The following is a 17,266-nucleotide window of genomic DNA, read 5'->3' as shown; positions in this document are numbered from 1 at the left end:
GCGTGCCGACATCGGGCATTCCACGCGCGCTGGCGCGGCTGCAGTTCCATGCCGGGTTCACCCTCGACGATGCGGCCGCGCTGGTCGGCTACTACGCCGGGCTGGGCGTGAGTCACCTGTACGCCTCGCCGCTGCTGGCCGCGCGCCCGGGCTCCACCCACGGCTACGACGTGATCGACTGCCACCGCATCAATCCCGAACTGGGCGGCGAGGCGGCACTGCGCAGGCTGGTCGCCCGCGTGCGCGAGCACGGCATGGGTCTGGTGCTCGACATCGTGCCCAATCACATGTTCGCCGGCGCGGGCAATGCCTGGTGGATGGACGTGCTGGCGCACGGGCGGGCCAGCCGCTACGCCGGCTACTTCGACATCGATTGGCGCAGCCCCGACCCGCTGGTGCGCGGGCGCGTGCTGTTGCCGATCCTGGGCAAGCCGTACGCGCAGGCGCTGCGCGACGGCGACGTGCGGCTGGTGGCGGAGCCGGCGGCCGGCTTCGCCGTGCAGGTCCACGACAGCGTGCTGCCGCTGGCTCCGGCGGACGCCGGGGCCCTGCGCGGCAGCGGCGATCCCGAGGCGGTGCTGGCCGCCCACGACGGCACGCGCGAGCACGGCTTCGCCCGCCTGCATGCCCTGCTGCAACGCCAGCACTACCGGCTGGCGCTGTGGAAGCTGGCCAACGACATGGTCGACTACCGGCGGTTCTTCGACATCAACGAACTGGTCGGCCTGCGCATGGAGCGCACGCGCGTGTTCGAGGACAGCCATGCGCTGGTGTTCCGGCTCTACGCCGAGGGGCTCATCGACGGTGTGCGCATCGACCACGTCGACGGCCTCGCCGATCCGCACCGCTATTGCCGCCAGTTGCGCCATCGCCTGCGCCGGCTGCAGCGCCAGCGGCCCGCCTGGGCATCGCGCGGCCCGGCCTACGTGGTGGTGGAGAAGATCCTGGCCGAGGGCGAGCGGCTGCGCCCGACCTGGCGCATGGACGGCACGACCGGCTACGAGTTCATGGACCAGGTCGACGCGCTGCTGCACGACGCGGCGGGCGAGGGCATGCTCACCGAGCTCTGGCGCGCCATCAGCGGCGAGCGGGCGGACTTCGCCGCGGTGGCGCGCGCGGCGCGGCGGCAGATCGTGGTCGACAGCTTCGAGGCCGAGCTCGATCGCACCGCGCGCGCGTTGTTCGACGCCGCCCGTGCCGCCGTGGCCACGCGCGACGTCAGCCTGGCCGCGATCCGCCGCGTGCTGGTCGAGCTGCTGGTGCATTTCCCGGTGTACCGCACCTATGCCGGCGGGCTGGGCCGCGACGCCATCGACGAGGCGGTGTTCCAGCAGGCCTACGCGAAGGCCCGGCACAGCGTGCGCATCGAGGACCGCGAACTGCTCGCGGAGGTCGCCGCCTGGCTCGGCGGCCAGGCACCGCGCGGGCTGCCGCCCGGCCGCGTGCGCCGGGCCCGCGAGCGCGCCATGACCATCTTCCAGCAGGCCACCTCGCCGATGGCGGCGAAGGCGGTGGAGGACACCGCCTGCTACCGCTACGGACGCCTGCTGTCACGCAACGAGGTCGGCGCCGACCCCGGCCATCTGGCGCTGGACGTGCCGGCCTTCCACACCCTCTGCGCCGAGCGCGCGCGCGACTACCCGCACAACCTGCTCGCCACCGCCACCCACGACCACAAGCGCGGCGAGGACGCCCGCATGCGCCTGGCGGTGCTTTCCCAGGCGGCCGTGGCGGCGCCGTGGGCGAGTACGGTCACGCGTTGGCGCGAACGCAACGCGGATCTGCGCGGCACCGTCGACGGTGCTCCGGCGCCATCCCCGGCGGACGAGTACATGCTCTACCAGACCCTGGTCGGCGCCTGGCCCCCCGAACTTGCGCCGGACGACGCCGAGGGCCTGGGCGCGTTTGCCGCGCGCATCGGCGAGTGGCAGCGCAAGGCGCTGCGCGAAGCCAAGCGCCGCACACGCTGGACCCGGCCCAACGAGCCCTACGAGGACGCCTGCGAGGGCTTCCTCGCCGGCCTGCTCACCCCGGGCGCTGACTTCGGGTCCGCGCTGCACGGCTTCGTGCGTCGCATCGCCGCCGCGGGGGCGGCCAACAGCCTGGCGCAGACCGTGCTGCGGCTGACCACGCCCGGCGTGCCGGACACCTACCAGGGGACCGAGTTCTGGGACTTCAGCCTGGTCGATCCGGACAACCGCCGGCCGGTCGACTTCGCCGCGCGCCGGGCCACGCTGGCGAACCCGGCATCGTGGGATGCGTTGCTGCGTGACTGGCGCAGCGGCGCGCTCAAGCAGCGAGCGATCCGCGAGCTGTTGCAGCTGCGCGCGCGCCACCCGGCCGTGTTCGCCCGCGGCGGCTACCGGGCGCTTGCCGTGCAGGTGCAGGACGGGCAGGACAGCGGCCGCCTGCTCGCCTTCGAGCGCGCGCTCGACGGGCGCGTGGTGGTGGTGCTGGTGCTGCGGCACACCGCCGAGGTGCTGCTCGACGCCGACACGCCTGCATGGGACGCCGCCGCCACCGCGGCCCTGTTGCCGCAGGGCGCGCGCGTCCGCGGCGTGGCGCCGGGGCGCTACCGCCAGGTGCTGGGTGAAGGCGAGGCGCCGGTGGGCGATAGCCTCGATCCGGGCGCGTGGCTGGCGCCACTGCCGGTGGCTGTGCTGGAGCGAGTGGGCGATTGAGCGGCAGTGCCCCGGATCTGCAAGAAAAAAGGGGCGCGGTCGGCGACCACGCCCCTGTTCGGATGGCGGACCGGGCCGGCTCAGATCAGCCAGCAGGTCGTCGGCTGCGAGGGCACGATGTGCGGGATGCCGGGCATCGGCAGGTCGTCCATGTCGTCGTCGGGGACGCGCGGCGTGCGGCGATCCTCCGGCGGCCATTCGTCGTGGCGCTCGCGCCGGTGATCGGTGGGCGTGCGCTGCTCGCCCGGCCACGGGTCGTGCGGACGCTGCTCCGGACCGATCATGGGCCCGTTGATGGTCCAGTCGTGGTCGCGGATGACGAAGCCGGGATGGCGGCGGATGATGGACGGGCTGCGCAGGTTCATGACAAGACACACGTCTAAACAATTGGATGCCAGTATCTTTTTCGCGCTGTCTAGAGGGCGCGAAGACAACCCTGCCCGCCGCTTAACGGACCCATCGGTACGCGCCACCGCCAACCGCAGTCGCACGCCCGCCACCCAACGCCGGCCGCGGACGACAGCATGCCCGCGCCCGACAGGGCCCGGGCGCAGGCGTGCGCAGCGGGTGCGCCGTTCGGGTGAGCGTGCCCGAGGCAGCAGTCCTCGTCGCGACCGTACGCCTTGCCGTGCGATGCGTGGGAGGCGGCGATCTGCTGCGGCGAGGAGCCGACGGCCATGCGCCGACGGGCGCCAGCGCCAGCATCAGCCAGACGAGCAAGCCGATCGCGAACAGGCCGCTCTCGCCGCCGCGGAGGCGGTCGTCAACCGTGGAGAAGGCTCCATGCGGCGCGGGGCGTCCTTAGTCCTCGCGGCGGGATGACGGCGCGCTGTCAGGCAGCCATCTTGCGGCAACTGTCCGCGCAGGTGCGGCAGGCCTGCACGCACTCCTCCATGTCGCCCACCTGCGCGCAACTGTCGGCACAGGCGCTGCAGATCTCCGCGCAGGCACGGCACACGGCCGGATGCTGCGGCGAGCGGTTGAGCATCACGGCCGCGGCGGCGCGGCAGATCTCGGCGCAACTGAGCATCAGCCGCATGTGTTCGGGCGCCGCGTGGGCGCCGCCCCGTTCCAGGCACATGCCCGCCGCGTTCGACTGGCAAGCCTGGTAGCAGCGCAGGCAGTCCTGGATGCAGCCCTGCAGGTCGCTCTGCGACATGTCGTACCTCGCGTGTCGGCCCGTGCCCTTCGCACGTGCGCGGCATGATGCCCGGCAGACCGTACCGCCGGCGTGAGCATCGTGCGCACGCCGGCGCGAACCGCGCGGAGGTACGGCTACTCTTCCGCCGCCTGCGCGACCTGCCGCTGGATGGTGTCGAGGTAGTCGTCCAGCTCGCGCACGCTGGCGAAGATCTCCTTCAGCGGCACCGCCTTGACGATGTCGAAGACCTTGCGCACCTGCGGCTGCGGGTTGAGCACCAGGGTGTGACCGTTGCGCTCGCGCATGGTCTTGCGCACCCTGGCGAAGCTGCGCAGGCCGGCGCTGCTGATGTACTCGAGCGAGGCGAGGTCCAGGACCAGGGTGCCACCCTCGGGCAGTCCGGCGAGCAGCGTCTGCGCGGTCTCGTCGAAGGCGCCGAAGGTGGTGGCATCCAGCCGCCCACGCAGCCGGAGCATGGCGCGTTCCGGAGTGGAATGCTCGGTGTGGATGCTGAGGCTCATGCGATCGTCACGTCCTGTTCGTTGGGGAAATGGAGACGCAGGTGGTTGCCCCCGGCGTCGTGCGAATAGTCCATCTCGCGCACCATGGAGCGGACCAGGTGGATGCCCAGGCCGCCGACCGCGTCCTGGTCGGCGAGGTCGCCGGTCAGCGCCGGCGGCGGTGCGCCGGTGGGATCGAACGGCACGCCGTCGCTGTGCAGCTCGACCACGATGCCGTCGTCGGTCAGCTGCATGCGTACGCCGATGGTGCCCTCGCGCCGGTCCGGATAGCCGTGCTCGACGATGTTGACCATCATCTCCTCCAGCACCAGCTGCACGTCGCTGCGCAGCGACTCGCTCACGCCGGCACGGTCGAGCGCGCGGTCGCAGCGGGCGATCGCCTCGAACACGTCGGGCACCGTGTTGCGTAGGGCCATGGTCAGCACGGGATCGGGTCTCCGGGATTCCTGGTGGAGCCAGCTCAGCGCCAGCACGGTGATGTCGTCGGCCTGGCTGGCGCCGTCGACGAAACGGTCCACGTCCGCCAGCAGCCGGCTGGTGTAGCCGGCCGCGGAGGAAGGCAAGGGCGGCGCGAGCAGGCTGTCGAGCAAGCGCTGCGTGCCGAACATGGCCTGGGTGCCGTCGGCCGCCTCGGTGATGCCGTCGGTGTAGAGCAGCAGGGTGTCGCCCGGCCGCAGGACGATCTCGTGGGCGGGGTAGACCGCCTCCTCGTCCAGGCCCACGGCCGCGCCGGTCTCGAACTCGAGCAGGCGCACGCTCTCGCCGTCGCACAGCACGGGCGGCTCGTGTCCAGCGCTCGCCAGCACGAGCGTGCCGTCGATGGTGTCCAGCACGCCGCAGAGCAGGGTGACGAACATGCAGCCGTCGTTGTTGCGGCACAGTTCCTGGTTGAGCAGGCGCAGCAGCTCCTGCGGCGTGTGGCTGCGCGGCGCCAGCGCCTTGGCCAGGGTGATCGTGCGCGCCATGAACAGGGCGGCCGGGATGCCCTTGTCGGAGACGTCGCCGACCAGCAGGTAGAAGCGCCGCTCGTCCAGCATGAAGTAGCTGTACAGGTCGCCGCCGACGGCGCGGGCCGGGCGCAGCGCCGCGTGCAGCTCGAAGTTCGGGCAGTGCGCGTCGAGGTAGTGCTCCTTGGGCAGCAGCGCGGTCTGGATCTGGTGCGCGATCTCCAACTCGCTGGCCAGGCGCTGCTGCTCGCGGGTGGCCTCGGTCAGCTGCCGCAGGTGTTCGGCCAGCTGGTGGCGCATCTGGTCGAAGGCCCCGGTCAGGCGACCGATCTCGTCGCGCCGCCCGGTGGCCGGCAGGTCGAAATCCAGTTCGCCACGCGCCACGTGCTCGGCGCGATGCACCAGCACGCCCAGCGGGGCGAGCGTACGCCGGATGATGGTCAGCGTGATGAGCGCGATGCCGATCAGCGCGAACAGCCCCAACGCCATGCCGCTGAGGAACAGGATGCGCACGTCGGCGTAGATCTGCGCCTCCGGCATCACCAGCCCGAGCGACCAGAACGTACCCTTGATCGGCGAGGGATAGATCCACACCGGCCCGTCTGCGGCCTGGGCCAGTCGCACCGGCGCGCCGTCCTGGCGCGCCATCGCCTGCAGTAGCGCCGGCGCGCCGGCCTGGCCGACCAGCGCGGTCTGGTCGTGCGCGAGGTAACGGCCGTCGCTGCCGAGCACGAAGGTGTAGGCACCGGCCGGCTTGCGCAGCGTCTCGAGGATCCTCTGCAGCCATTCCAACGTCACGTCGGCATTCACCACGCCGACCGCCTGTCCGCCGCGGCGGATCGCCACCGAGTAGTTCACCAGCAGGCGCTGGCGCGAGCGCGAATGGAACGGACGCTGCCAGCACCCGGTATCGCAAGCCAGCCCGCCCAGGAACCAGTACTGGTCCCAGTAGTGCACCAGGTCGCCCGCCAGGTCGCGCTCCTGCACCGAGCCGTCGTCCTGCCGGCTCACGAACGGGGCCGGGCTGCGTGTCCGGTGCGGCAGCGGCGCGATCGCCAGCCCGGCGAGATCGGGATCGGCGCGCAGGCTGGTACGCAGCAGGCCCTCGGCGTCGCGGGTGTCCGAAGCGGCAATCGCCGCGAGCAGCCGGGTCGATGCGGCCACGCGGCCCAGCCGCGCCTCGATGCGGTCGGCGGCCGCCCGCGAAAGGGCCAGCGCCTCGCCGTGGGTGTGCACGAGGATCTGCTCGCGCGTCTGCACGAACAGCGCCATGCCGACTACGACCAGGACGAGCACGGATCCGACCAGCAGCCAGAGAGCCATCCTTGATGCGACGCTGCGCCAGGCCATCTCGTTCCCCTGTAAGCGGTCCGCATCAAGCCATGGAGGGCTCCAGGGGGCAAGGCCGGTGCGGGGCCGTCCGGTGCCGGATGTGATGCGGTTCTCGCTATGGCCGGTGCGCCTGGTGGCCTCCCGCGTCCATGTCTTGGTCCGGCGGCGCCCTGGCGACCATGTCCCGGTACTGCTGCGGCGACAGGTCCGGCAGCTTCTGGAGGAACGCGACCATGCTCCAGATCGTGCCGTCGTCGTGGCTGGTGCCCCAGGCGGGCATGGCGCTCATCTTGATGCCGTGCTTGATCACCCAGAACGCCTGCCTGGGGTCGACCCGCACCCGCGAGAGGTCGGGCGGCTGTGGATACAGCCCCGGGCGGATTTCCGACTCGCGCATGCCCGGTTCGAGGTGGCAGCCGGTGCACATGGCGTCGTACTGGCCGGCGCCTTCCAGGATCCGTCGCGGATCCTGCAGGTCGGGCACCACGAGGTCCCGCGCGTGCCGTTCGATAGAGCGCTCGCGCAAGGTCTGCATCAGCGCGTACACGGGCGGGGAATGGTGATCGTCGGCGCCGATGTCGTAGAGGCCCGAGTAGACGAAGCCGGCGGCGCCCGCGACCAGCACGCCCAGCAGCACGAGCGCCGTGACGAGGTACCGCCGGAAAACCCGTTTCACCATGCTCTCCCGTCCAACCGACGCCCGCCCAGGCCGCCGGAATCTGCTGCCGTCGGCATGCACGCCGGCAACGTAACGGCCGGGCAGGCGCCCGAGCAAGGGGCACGGTTGCGACCGCAACCGGGCTTCGCCGGCATTCGACCGGGCGTCTGCACGGGCGACGACGGGGCGATGGTCGATCGAGCCGCACGGATAACGGCACACCGGCCGCGCTCGCCGGGCACGGCCACCGGCACGCCAGCCGATGGCCAGCCAGCGGGGGCGCGCTCCGGATCGCGCGGAAGGGCAGGCCGGGCGACGCGTCCGCGGCGCATCGGCCTCCCGCGGGTGCCTCAGGGCTTGGTGAATCCCATGTGCAGCGTGATCCTGTCGCCGCTCTTGAGGTTGGCGACGGCGGAGGGCGGGAAATGCAGCTTCAACGGCATGCCTTCGGCCGTGGCACCGACCAGCCCGGTCTGCATGTCCACCGAGTCGACGGTCGCCGGCATCGCATGCATGCCCATCATGTGCATGCCCTTCATGCCGCTCATGCTGTCGCCGCCGTGCATTGCGCCCATCGTGTCCGGGTTCTGCCCGGTGTCGGTCGGCGTGTCCTGGGCCCAGGCCGCGCCGCCGCTGCCCAGGACGAGCGCGAGCGCCAGGGTGCCGAGCAGGCGAACGGAGGTCTTGCGCGCGTATGTCTTCATGGCTGCTCTCCTGACCAGGGGGCATGGAGCCTGCGCCCGGCACCGTGTAGGGAAATTGAAGCTCGCGGGCGGCAAGCGGGCCCGTCGGTCCGCGTGTCGCCGTGCTCGCGATGCTCCTGATTCCAGGGCCGTCGGCTAAAGGCATCGCGGGCAAGCTCGCTCCTGCGAAAAGCGCGGGCGCTGCCCCGCTACCGGGCCGGCCCGGCCACCAGTGCGTAGACGTGGCGGCTGATCTGCCGCTCTTCCTGCGTGGGGATGATGCGCACCTGGCAGTGCGCGCCTGCGGCCGGCGGGGCATCGGCCGGTGCCGCGCCAGGCCCCGGCCGCACGCCGGCCCATGCCAGTCCCGCGCAGACCGCCTCGCGCAGGGCCGCGTCGTGCTCGCCGATGCCGCCGGTGAACACCAGGGCGTCCATGCCGCACAGCACGGCAGCCATCGCCGCGATCTGCTTGCGCACCGACAGCACGAACATCGCGACCGCCAGCCGCGCGGCCGGTTCGGTCCGCGCCGCCTCGCGCAGCCGGCGCAGGTCGCCGCTGATGCCGGAGACGCCGAGCAGGCCGGAACGGTGGTCGACCAGCCGCTCCAGTGCGGGCGCGTCCATGCCCTTTTCGCGGGCCAGCCAGGCGAGCACGCCCGGATCGACGTCGCCGCAACGGGTGGCCATCATCACGCCACCGCTGGGTGTCATGCCCATGCTGGTGTCGACCGAGCGACCGTCGCACACCGCCGTCACGCTGGCGCCGCTGCCCAGGTGAGCGATCACCAGCCGCGCGGGCGCATCCGGCCAGGAGGCCAGGATCGACGCGCAGGACAGGCCGTGGAAACCGTAGCGGTAGACGCCGTCGGCCTGCAGCGCGCGATCCAGCGGCAGCACCCGCGACACCTCGGGCAGGTCGGCATGGAACGCGGTATCCAGGCAGGCGACGTGGGGCAGGTCCGCAAAGCGCGCCTGCGCGGCGTGCACCACCGCCAGGGCCGCCGGCACGTGCAGCGGCGCGAAGGCGCAGGCCGCCTCGAGCCGGGCCAGCACCGTGCCGTCGATGACCGCGTGGGTGCGCAGCTGCGGGCCGCCGTGCACGATGCGATGCCCCACCGCGTCCGGCGCCGGTACCCTGGCCTCGCGCAGCAGCCGGACGATGCGCCTGAACGCCTGCACGCCGTCGGCGACCGCCGCCGTTTCCTGGTGGATGACGGTGCCGTCGGCGTCGCGCAGGCGAAGCACGCCGGCCGAATGGCCGATCGCCTCGGCCTCGCCGCACAGCCGCGCGACCGCGTCGCGCCGGTCGACGCGGTACAGCCCGAACTTCAGCGACGAGGAGCCGCTGTTGAGCGCGAGTACGTGCAGCGCCGGGCCGGCCACGCCGACGCCGCCCTCACGCCGGCGTCCAGCGCCACTGCGCGACCTCGGGCAGGTCCTCGCCGTGTTCGCTGACGTACAGGCGGTGGCGCTCCATGGTGGCCCAGTAGCGGTCGGTCGCCGCCGACGCGAGCGAGGCCAGGCGCGGCACACGCAGGATCGCATCGAGCGCGAGCTGGAAGCGGTCCAGGTTGTTCATCACCGCCATGTCGAAGGGCGTGGTGGTGGTGCCTTCCTCCTTGTAGCCGCGCACGTGGAAGTTGTCGTGGTTGTGGCGGCGATAGGCCAGGCGGTGGATCAGGCCCGGGTAGCCGTGGAAGGCGAAGATCACCGGTCTGTCGCGGGTGAACAGGCCGTCGAAGTCGTGGTCGCTGAGCGCGTGCGGATGCTCGCCCGGCGGCTGCAGCACCATCAGGTCGACCACGTTGACCACGCGCACGCGCAGGTCCGGCGCGTACTCGCGCAGCAGGGTGACCGCGGCGAGCGTCTCCAGCGTCGGCACGTCGCCGGCGCAGGCCATCACCACGTCCGGTTCGCCGCCTGCCTCGTTGCCTGCCCAGTGCCAGATGCCGGCGCCGGCGCTGCAGTGGCGCGTGGCGGCGTCGATGTCGAGCCACTGCCATTCGGGCTGCTTGCCAGCCACGACCACGTTGACGTAGTTGCGGCTGCGCAGGCAATGGTCGGCCACCGAGAGCAGGCAGTTGGCGTCCGGCGGCAGGTAGATGCGCACCACGTCGGCCTTCTTGTTGGCCACATGGTCGAGGAAGCCCGGGTCCTGGTGCGAAAAGCCGTTGTGGTCCTGCCGCCACACGTGCGAGGTCAGCAGGTAGTTGAGCGAGGCGATCGGCGCGCGCCACGGGATCTGCCGGGTGGTCTTGAGCCACTTGGCGTGCTGGTTGAACATCGAGTCGATGATGTGGATGAACGCCTCGTAGCACGAGAACAGGCCGTGCCGGCCGGTCAGCAGGTAGCCTTCCAGCCAGCCCTGGCACAGGTGCTCGCTGAGCACTTCCATCACGCGGCCCTGCGGCGCGAGGTTCACGTCGACCGGTTCGATGTCGGCCATCCATTCCTTGGCCGTCACCTCGAATACGTCCTGCAGCCGGTTGGAGGCGGTCTCGTCGGGGCCGAACAGGCGGAAATTGCGCGCCTGCGCGTTGAGCTTCATCACGTCGCGCAGGAAGCGTCCGAGCACCCGGGTGGACTCGGCACGGACGGTGCCCGGGCCCTCCATCTGCACGGCGTAGTCGCGGTAATGGGGCAGGGTGAGCGGCTCGAGCAGGATGCCGCCGTTGGCGTGCGGGTTGGCGCCCATGCGCCGGCGCCCGGTCGGCGCCAGTTCGGCGAGCTCCGGGCGCAGCCGGCCCTCCTCGTCGAACAGCTCGCGCGGGCGATAGCTCAGCAGCCACTCCTCCAGCATCCGCACGTGCGCCGGATCGTCGAAACCCTTCAGCGGCACCTGGTGCGCACGCCAGGTGCCCTCCACCGGCAGGCCGTCGACCACCTTCGGGCCGGTCCAGCCCTTGGGCGTGCGGAACACGATCATCGGCCAGCGCGGGCGCGGCGGCGGGCGGTCCGGCGTGGCGCGGGCGGTTCGCTGGATCTCACGGATGCACGCCAGCGCCGCGTCCAGCGTGGCGGCGAGCTGGCGATGCACCTGCACCGGCTCGTCGCCCTCGACCAGCAGCGGGTCGTAGCCGTAGCCGCGGAACAGGTCGGTCAGTTCGTCCGGCGTGATCCGCGCGAGCAGCGTGGGGTTGGCGATCTTGTAGCCGTTGAGGTGCAGGATCGGCAGCACCGCGCCGTCGCGCGCGGGATCGAGGAACTTGTTCGAGTGCCAGCTGGTGGCCAGCGCGCCGGTTTCCGCCTCGCCGTCGCCCACGATGCAGGCGACGACGAGGTCCGGGTTGTCGAACGCGGCACCGAAGGCGTGCGCCAGCGAATAGCCCAGTTCGCCACCTTCGTGGATCGAGCCGGGCGTTTCCGGAGCGACGTGACTGGGCACGCCGTAGGGCCAGGAGAACTGGCGGAACAGCCGGCGCATGCCGTTGCGGTCGCGCTCGATGTCCGGGTAGCGCTCGGTGTAGGAGCCTTCCAGATAGCTCTGCGCGACCAGGCCGGGACCGCCGTGACCGGGGCCGATCACGTAGATCATGTCCAGGTCGTATGCCCTGATCAGGCGGTTGAGATGCACGTAGATGAAGTTGAGGCCGGTGGTGGTGCCCCAATGGCCGAGCAGGCGCGGCTTGATGTGCTGGCGCTCCAGCGGCTGCTCCAGCAGCGGATTGTCCTGCAGGTAGATCTGGCCCACGGTCAGGTAGTTGGCCGCGCGCCAGTAGGCATCCATGCGCTGGAGCTGATCCTCGGACAGCGGCGTGGGCATGGGCGACTCCGGCGCGCGAGCTGGCATTTCGGTGAACATAAGGGCGGCTCCGCTTGGATCGGGCGTTTTTCCGGTGAACGCCGTGCGATGGTCAGTGCGCCACCAGCACGGGCAGGCGGGCGTTGGTCAGCACGTGATGGGTGGTGCCGCCCAGCACGAGCTCGCTGAGCCGGGAGCGCCCCCAGGCCCCCATCACCAGCAGGTCGGCCTGCATGGCTTCGGCTTCGGCGAGGAGGGCGGCACCGGCGTCGCCGCCCGGGTCGAACGAGTGCCAGCGCTGGACCGAGACCCCCTGGCGGGCGAGCCAGTCCCCCAGCGGCAGCGGCGGCGGGCCGAAGTCCGGCAGCGAGCTGCGCCTGCCGTCGAGCAGGTGGACCACGCCGGCCTCGCGCAGCAGCGGCAGGGCCGCGCGCACCGCCTCGGTCGATTCGCCGGTGCCGTTCCACGCGACCAGCACCCGCTGTGGCGCCTGCGCCACCTCGGAGCGTTCCGGCACCAGCAGCGTGGGAACGCCGCCGGCGAACAGGGTCCGCGTCACGTGATCGAAACCGATCGGCAGGTCCGCATAGCCGTGCGGCAGTGGGCTCACCATCAGGTCCGCCATGCGCGAGCGCGCGGCCAGCACCGGCACGTAGAGTCCGCGCAGCACCTCCCAGGCACCGGCCACGCCGGCCCGGTCGCACAGGCCGCGCCACCAGGCGTCGCGGCGGCGCGCCGATTCCTCCTCCGCCTCCATGATGGCAAGGGCCTCCGGCACGGCGGCCACGGACGGAAACTGCTGGACGATGTGGACGCCGGTGACGAAGGCCCGCTGCCGGGCGGCGACCGCGAGGCCCAGTCCGATGGCAGGCGCGTCGTCCTCCATGCGGTCCACGTTGATGATCATCTCGTACATGGCGGCATCCCCGAGGCAGGACGCCATGCTCGGCGACGGTGGACACCCGCCTGTTGACCAGGATCAAGCACGCGTCCGACCGGTTGGCGCCGCCACGCGCGACCGTGTTGACCATGGTCAAGTCGCCCGGGCCATGCATGCCTACGCTGGGCTGCGATGGAACACAGGCGAGGTGCGCGATGAACAGGCTCGACGGCAAGGTAGGCATCGTCACCGGTGGTGCGGTAGGCATCGGTGCCGCCTGCGTGCGGCGCATGGCGGAAGAGGGCGCGCGCGTGGCGACCCTGGACCGCCAGGACGAGGCGGGGCACGCCCTGGCCGCCGAGCTCGCTGCCCAGGGGCGCCAGGTCCGCTACATCCATGCCGACGTGGCCGCCGAGGCCGAGGTCGCGCGCGCCATCGGCGCAACCGTCGAGGCGTTCGGGCGGCTGGACGTGCTGGTCAACAACGCCGGCATCGCCGGGCCCGACAAGCCGACCCACGAACTCAGCGAAGAGGAGTGGGACCGCGTGCAGGCGGTCAACGTGAAGGGCGTGTTCTTCTGCACCAAGCACGCGATCGCACACCTGCGCCGTGCCGGTGGCGGCAGCATCGTCAACCTGTCCTCCATCTACGGCCTGGTCGGCGCGCCGGACGTGCCGCCCTACCACGCGTCCAAGGGCGCCGTGCGGCTGATGAGCAAGACCGACGCGCTGCAGTACGCGGCCGACGGCATTCGCGTCAACTCGATCCATCCGGGCTTCATCTGGACGCCGATGGTCGAGGGCTACCTCGCCGGCCACGGTGGCGACCCGCAGGCGCAGCGCCAGCAGGTCGGCGCGCTGCACCCGCTGGGGCACATGGGAGAGCCGGACGACATCGCCTGGGGCGTGGTCTACCTGGCCTCCGACGAGGCCAAGTTCGTCACCGGCAGCGAACTGGTCATCGACGGCGGCTATACCTGCCGCTGAGGAGACGCGCATGTTCAAGCATATCCTGCTGCCGACGGACGGCTTGCGGGTCATGCTGGTGCGGTGTTCAAGCTGCCGGCGCTGCGCTGGCGCCGCCCGACGCCATGGGCTTCTCCGGATGGGGTGCGATGATGCTGGGATCGGTCGGCTGGCTGGCACTGCTGCACGCGGGCATTCCACGTCGCCGTCAGGGCGAGGGTGGGCCGTTGGAAGGCAGCACGCGGAGTTGACGCGGATCAATCCGGCCTGCGCGCCGGCATGGCCCAATGCGGCCGAAGGCCACATCGCAAGCGAGGGTTCCACCATGCCCGCCTCTCCGTCCGAAACGATCCCTGCCACCAACGGCAACGCGCCGTTCAAGTCGCTCGAAGGCAGTCACTGGATCGACCATCTCCGGGACGGCACGCCCGTGCTGATCCGTCCACTGCAGCCGAACGACCGCGCCCGCGAGGAAACCTTCCTGCGGATGCTTTCGCCGGACTCGCGCCGCTTCCGCTTCCTGTGCACGTTCAAGGACGCGAGCCCCCGGCTGGTCGACCAGCTGATGGACGTGGACTACGACCGCCGGATGGCTTTCGTGGCGTTGGCGCACGAGGAAGGCCAGTTGCGCGAAGTCGGCGTCAGCCGCTACAGCGCCACCAACGACAACCTCCGCTGCGAGTGCGCGGTCACCGTGGCGGAGAACTGGCGTCATCGCGGACTGGCCGTGCTGCTCATGCGGCACCTGATCGACACGGCGCGCGAGCACGGCTTCCAGCAGATGTTCTCCATCGACGCGGGCGACAACGAGCCGATGCGCGACCTGGCCACCTTCCTGGGCTTCCGCCGCTCGCTGGATCCGGACGATCCGAGCCAGGTGCTCTACACGCTCGACCTGTAACGAGGACGCTGCCATGTCCGTTTCCTTCGGTACCCAGGTGCCGTGGCTACCGTCGGCCGCAGCGCAGGCCATGCGCGGCGCGGGGAAGCCCGCCGACATCCTGGCGATCGCGACCGGCACCGAGCCGTGGAACCCGGCCGTGCAGGTCGCGGCATCGCTCGCCGCGCGCTGGGGCAGCCTGCTCACGGGGTGTTTCGTCGATGCCGCCCTGCGCATGCTGCGGGGCCCGGAAAGCGAACCCTCGGCGCTCGGCCTGCTGCTGGACACGCCGCTGCGCGATACCGAGGAGGGCGCCGCCTTCCGCGGCTTCGCCCGCGAGAAGGGTGTGCTCCACGCTTCCTGGGTGGTCGCCCGCTCCGGCCTTGCGCGGGTGCTGCGCGAGCTCGGAGTGTGGAACAGCCTGGCCGTGCTCGAGCGCGACCTGGTCGAAGAGGAGGCGATGGCCGAGGTGCTCGGCGAGGCGCTGCTGACCTGCCGATTGCCGAGCCTGGTGCTGCCGCCGGGCTGGGATCGCCCGGCGCACTTCTCGCGCGTGCTGGTGGCCTGGGACGGCAGCACCGAAGCCACCCGCGCCATCCACGCCGCCTTGCCGTTCCTGCAGGAGGCCCGGCGGGTGGTGCTGCTGGATGGCGGGCATCGGCACGTGCAGGAAGGGGAGGCCTACGCGCCTCGCTTCGAGCCATTCCTCTACCTGGCGCGGCACGAGATCGAACCCGATCCGATGTGCGTGGGTATCCCGGCACACGTGGCCGGCGCGAGTCTGCTGAAGAAGGCCGAGCAGGTCGGCGCGGATCTGGTGGTGATGGGCGCCTTCGGACATTCCCGCCTGCGCGAGCGCGTGCTGGGCGGAGCGACCCGCCACGTGCTCTGCCATGCCCGGATGCCGATCTTCCTGCAGCACTGAAGCTTCGCGCCGCGGGCGGTGCCCCGGCACCCCGCGGTTCAGGACCTGAGAAACATCGGCAGGCGGCTGCCCGCGAGCACGCCGGTCGTGGTCGCGCCAAAGCACCGCTCGTCGCGCCAGCGACGCCCGCTCGCGCCCATCACAAGCAGGTCCGCGTGGTGCTCGCTGGCGTACATCAGGATCTGCCCGACGACATCCTCGTCCGGCCCGTCCAGCGACTCCACCGCCGAGACGGACACGCCATGGGCGTGCAGATGGGCGAGGGCGTCGGCTCGCGGCCCGGCGTCGGGCTTGCCCGGTTGCAGCAGCACCACCGCCTGCGCGAGCCGCAACAGTGGCAGGGCCGCGTGCAGCGCGCGACTGGAGGCGACGGTGCCGTTCCAGGCGACGGCCGCACAGATCACAGGGGCCGGTGCGAGGCCGGCGTCGGGCACGGCGATGCAGGCGGCACCGGAATGCAGCGTCTCGCGGATCAGGCGCTCGTCCTCGGGGTGGGGGGAGACAGCGCAGGGCAGCACCACCACGTCGTTCCAGTTGCCCGCCAGCGCCAGCGCGTCGGCGGTACGGCCGATGGCCACCTGCCAGCGCGCATCGCGCACGCCCAACTGCCTGGCCCATTCGGCGAAGCCGTGTCCGGCCAGCATTGCCTGCTGCAGTTCGTCCTGCATGTAGGCGGACATTTCCTCGGCCAGCAACGGCGGCCCCGGCATCGGCGCATGGCGTGCACCGACGTACAGGCCGGTCAGTACCGCCTGCGTGGTCGCCGCCAATCGGGCCGCGTACCGCACGCTGGCATGCCAGCTCCGGAAGCCCGGGCTGAGGACGACGACGTCGCGCACCGAGCGCACCTCTCGTAGGTCTCTGGGTGGCAGCGTGCCAGCGCACGCCGCACCCCCAGTTGATCCACGTCACCGCCACCGGTGCCCGGCTTCGAAGCGTTCGAGATCGAGGAGCAGCAAGGCGCGGTGCGATTGATCTGCATCATGCCCCGCGGGCCCCGGCGGGCTAGCGTGGCGGTGCTGCCACGTCCACGCCGCAGGCAGTCCACCGCTTCGAGGGAAGACGCCATGTACGACATCGTGGTCAACGCCATCAACTTCGAAACGTGGCCCCGCGGCGCGCAGTACGGCGCCAGGCTCGCCGCGCTGATGGAGGCGTCGCTCACGGGCGCCTACATTTATCCCTCGCCGCTCTACGCAATGCCGAGCTTCAGCACGCCCGAGCTGATCCAGGCGGTGACCGACACGGCGCGGGTGCTGGAGGCCGGCGCGATGGCTGCCGAGCGGCCCTTCGTCGCCTGGGCGAACGACATGGGCGTGGAGCGTGCCGCCTGGATGGTCGGCCAGGGCCACCTGTCCGATGCGCTGGTGCAGATCGCGACCTGGCACGACCTGCTGGTGCTGGAGCGCCATCCCGAATGGACCTGGGCCTCGCCACCGGACCTGGCGATCCTGGTGCTCGCCGTCGGCTTGCCCTGCATCGTGGTGCCGCCCGAGCCGGTGGGCGAGGTTTCACTCGCGCGCATGGCGGTTGCCTGGAACGGCTCCACCGAGGCGATCCGCGCCGTGCACGCTGCGCTGCCGTTGCTGCAACGCGCCAGCGAGGTGGTGCTGCTGCGTGGCGCCTCCAAGGACGCCTTCCAGGAGGTCTCCTGGAAGCCGCCGTTCGACATCGACGCCTACCTCGACCGCCACGGCATCCACGCCCGCTCGCAGGATCTCGCCTGCGAGGACGACGAGGTCGGCGAGGTGCTGCTGGAGCAGGCCGACCGCCTGCATGCCGACTTGCTGGTGATGGGCGCCTACGGCCGCAGCCGATTCAGCGAATGGGCGTTGGGCGGCGCGACCCGCTACGTGCTGTGGAACGCACGGCTGCCGGTACTGTTCCGCCACTGAGGGCCTGTCGCCGT

The 17,266-nt window shown here is 71.4% G+C and carries 15 protein-coding genes; 5 read left to right on the top strand and 10 right to left on the bottom strand.

The features are described 5' to 3' along the window. Positions 1-2 precede the first annotated feature (2 nt). A complete protein-coding gene (gene treY / locus WAT24_RS11715; protein WP_336808058.1) occupies positions 3-2,681 on the top strand; it encodes a malto-oligosyltrehalose synthase in 2,679 nt (892 codons plus the stop codon). Between the two features lie 80 nt (positions 2,682-2,761). Here the strand turns inward: treY and WAT24_RS11710 are convergent, their stop codons facing one another. The 9 genes from WAT24_RS11710 to WAT24_RS11670 form a co-directional block, all read right to left on the bottom strand. Continuing rightward, the gene (locus tag WAT24_RS11710) at positions 2,762-3,046 is read right to left on the bottom strand and encodes a hypothetical protein (protein ID WP_336808057.1); all 285 of its coding nucleotides are present in this window, start codon (positions 3,044-3,046) and stop codon (positions 2,762-2,764) included. 467 nt (positions 3,047-3,513) lie between these two features. Continuing rightward, positions 3,514-3,840, bottom strand: coding sequence for a four-helix bundle copper-binding protein (locus WAT24_RS11705; RefSeq protein ID WP_336808056.1), 327 nt, complete (start codon positions 3,838-3,840; stop codon positions 3,514-3,516). A gap of 116 nt (positions 3,841-3,956) precedes the next feature. Next, entirely contained in the window at positions 3,957-4,343 is a 387-nt protein-coding gene (locus WAT24_RS11700) for an STAS domain-containing protein (RefSeq protein WP_336808055.1), read from the bottom strand. Next, positions 4,340-6,613 (bottom strand): SpoIIE family protein phosphatase, encoded by a 2,274-nt coding sequence (locus tag WAT24_RS11695; RefSeq protein ID WP_336808054.1) that lies wholly within the window; start codon positions 6,611-6,613, stop codon positions 4,340-4,342. Before WAT24_RS11695 ends, WAT24_RS11700 begins: the two co-directional genes overlap by 4 nt. A 124-nt stretch (positions 6,614-6,737) precedes the next feature. Then, positions 6,738-7,301, bottom strand: coding sequence for a c-type cytochrome (locus WAT24_RS11690; protein WP_336808053.1), 564 nt, complete (start codon positions 7,299-7,301; stop codon positions 6,738-6,740). A 329-nt stretch (positions 7,302-7,630) separates the two neighbouring features. Beyond that, positions 7,631-7,984 carry a hypothetical protein gene (locus WAT24_RS11685; protein WP_336808052.1) on the bottom strand — a complete coding sequence of 118 codons (354 nt, stop codon included), beginning with the start codon at positions 7,982-7,984 and terminating at the stop codon, positions 7,631-7,633. A 188-nt stretch (positions 7,985-8,172) separates the two neighbouring features. Further along, positions 8,173-9,348, bottom strand: a complete 1,176-nt coding sequence (locus tag WAT24_RS11680; protein ID WP_336808051.1) for an acetate/propionate family kinase — start codon at positions 9,346-9,348, stop codon at positions 8,173-8,175. Between the two features lie 13 nt (positions 9,349-9,361). After that, positions 9,362-11,728, bottom strand: a complete 2,367-nt coding sequence (locus WAT24_RS11675; RefSeq protein ID WP_336808050.1) for a phosphoketolase family protein — start codon at positions 11,726-11,728, stop codon at positions 9,362-9,364. Between the two features lie 91 nt (positions 11,729-11,819). After that, complete coding sequence (locus WAT24_RS11670; RefSeq protein ID WP_336808049.1) at positions 11,820-12,623, bottom strand: universal stress protein; 804 nt, start codon at positions 12,621-12,623, stop codon at positions 11,820-11,822. Between the two features lie 179 nt (positions 12,624-12,802). Between WAT24_RS11670 and WAT24_RS11665 the strand changes: the two genes are divergently transcribed. The 3 genes from WAT24_RS11665 (at position 12,803) to WAT24_RS11655 (ending at position 15,357) form a co-directional block, all read left to right on the top strand. Next, positions 12,803-13,573: an SDR family NAD(P)-dependent oxidoreductase gene (locus WAT24_RS11665; protein ID WP_336808048.1), complete on the top strand. Its 771-nt coding sequence runs from the start codon at positions 12,803-12,805 to the stop codon at positions 13,571-13,573. 304 nt (positions 13,574-13,877) lie between these two features. Beyond that, on the top strand, positions 13,878-14,453 hold the full coding sequence (locus WAT24_RS11660) for a GNAT family N-acetyltransferase (RefSeq protein WP_336808047.1): 576 nt from the start codon (positions 13,878-13,880) through the stop codon (positions 14,451-14,453). A gap of 13 nt (positions 14,454-14,466) precedes the next feature. Continuing rightward, positions 14,467-15,357 carry a universal stress protein gene (locus WAT24_RS11655; RefSeq protein WP_336808046.1) on the top strand — a complete coding sequence of 297 codons (891 nt, stop codon included), beginning with the start codon at positions 14,467-14,469 and terminating at the stop codon, positions 15,355-15,357. Positions 15,358-15,395: 38 nt separating this feature from the next. Here the strand turns inward: WAT24_RS11655 and WAT24_RS11650 are convergent, their stop codons facing one another. Next, positions 15,396-16,196, bottom strand: coding sequence for a universal stress protein (locus WAT24_RS11650; protein WP_336808045.1), 801 nt, complete (start codon positions 16,194-16,196; stop codon positions 15,396-15,398). Between the two features lie 228 nt (positions 16,197-16,424). On the opposite strand from WAT24_RS11650, the gene WAT24_RS11645 reads away from it, so the two are divergent. Next, positions 16,425-17,252, top strand: coding sequence for a universal stress protein (locus WAT24_RS11645; RefSeq protein ID WP_336808044.1), 828 nt, complete (start codon positions 16,425-16,427; stop codon positions 17,250-17,252). The last annotated feature ends 14 nt before the right edge of the window (positions 17,253-17,266 follow it).

Source organism: Fulvimonas yonginensis, from assembly GCF_037137055.1.
Classification (GTDB): domain Bacteria; phylum Pseudomonadota; class Gammaproteobacteria; order Xanthomonadales; family Rhodanobacteraceae; genus Frateuria_A; species Frateuria_A yonginensis.
Note: the sequence above shows the minus strand (reverse complement) of the source record. Positions and strands in the feature narration are given on the sequence as shown.

Excerpts from the sequence above, each read along its gene's own strand:
- WAT24_RS11695 (WP_336808054.1), bottom strand. The coding sequence starts at position 6,613 with ATGGCTCTCTGGCTGCTGGTCGGATCCGTGCTCGTCCTGGTCGTAGTC.
- WAT24_RS11655 (WP_336808046.1), top strand. The coding sequence starts at position 14,467 with ATGTCCGTTTCCTTCGGTACCCAGGTGCCGTGGCTACCGTCGGCCGCA.
- WAT24_RS11705 (WP_336808056.1), bottom strand. The coding sequence starts at position 3,840 with ATGTCGCAGAGCGACCTGCAGGGCTGCATCCAGGACTGCCTGCGCTGC.
- WAT24_RS11665 (WP_336808048.1), top strand. The coding sequence starts at position 12,803 with ATGAACAGGCTCGACGGCAAGGTAGGCATCGTCACCGGTGGTGCGGTA.
- WAT24_RS11645 (WP_336808044.1), top strand. The coding sequence starts at position 16,425 with ATGTACGACATCGTGGTCAACGCCATCAACTTCGAAACGTGGCCCCGC.
- WAT24_RS11700 (WP_336808055.1), bottom strand. The coding sequence starts at position 4,343 with ATGAGCCTCAGCATCCACACCGAGCATTCCACTCCGGAACGCGCCATG.
- WAT24_RS11670 (WP_336808049.1), bottom strand. The coding sequence starts at position 12,623 with ATGTACGAGATGATCATCAACGTGGACCGCATGGAGGACGACGCGCCT.
- WAT24_RS11710 (WP_336808057.1), bottom strand. The coding sequence starts at position 3,046 with ATGAACCTGCGCAGCCCGTCCATCATCCGCCGCCATCCCGGCTTCGTC.
- WAT24_RS11690 (WP_336808053.1), bottom strand. The coding sequence starts at position 7,301 with ATGGTGAAACGGGTTTTCCGGCGGTACCTCGTCACGGCGCTCGTGCTG.
- WAT24_RS11675 (WP_336808050.1), bottom strand. The coding sequence starts at position 11,728 with ATGCCCACGCCGCTGTCCGAGGATCAGCTCCAGCGCATGGATGCCTAC.
- WAT24_RS11660 (WP_336808047.1), top strand. The coding sequence starts at position 13,878 with ATGCCCGCCTCTCCGTCCGAAACGATCCCTGCCACCAACGGCAACGCG.
- WAT24_RS11685 (WP_336808052.1), bottom strand. The coding sequence starts at position 7,984 with ATGAAGACATACGCGCGCAAGACCTCCGTTCGCCTGCTCGGCACCCTG.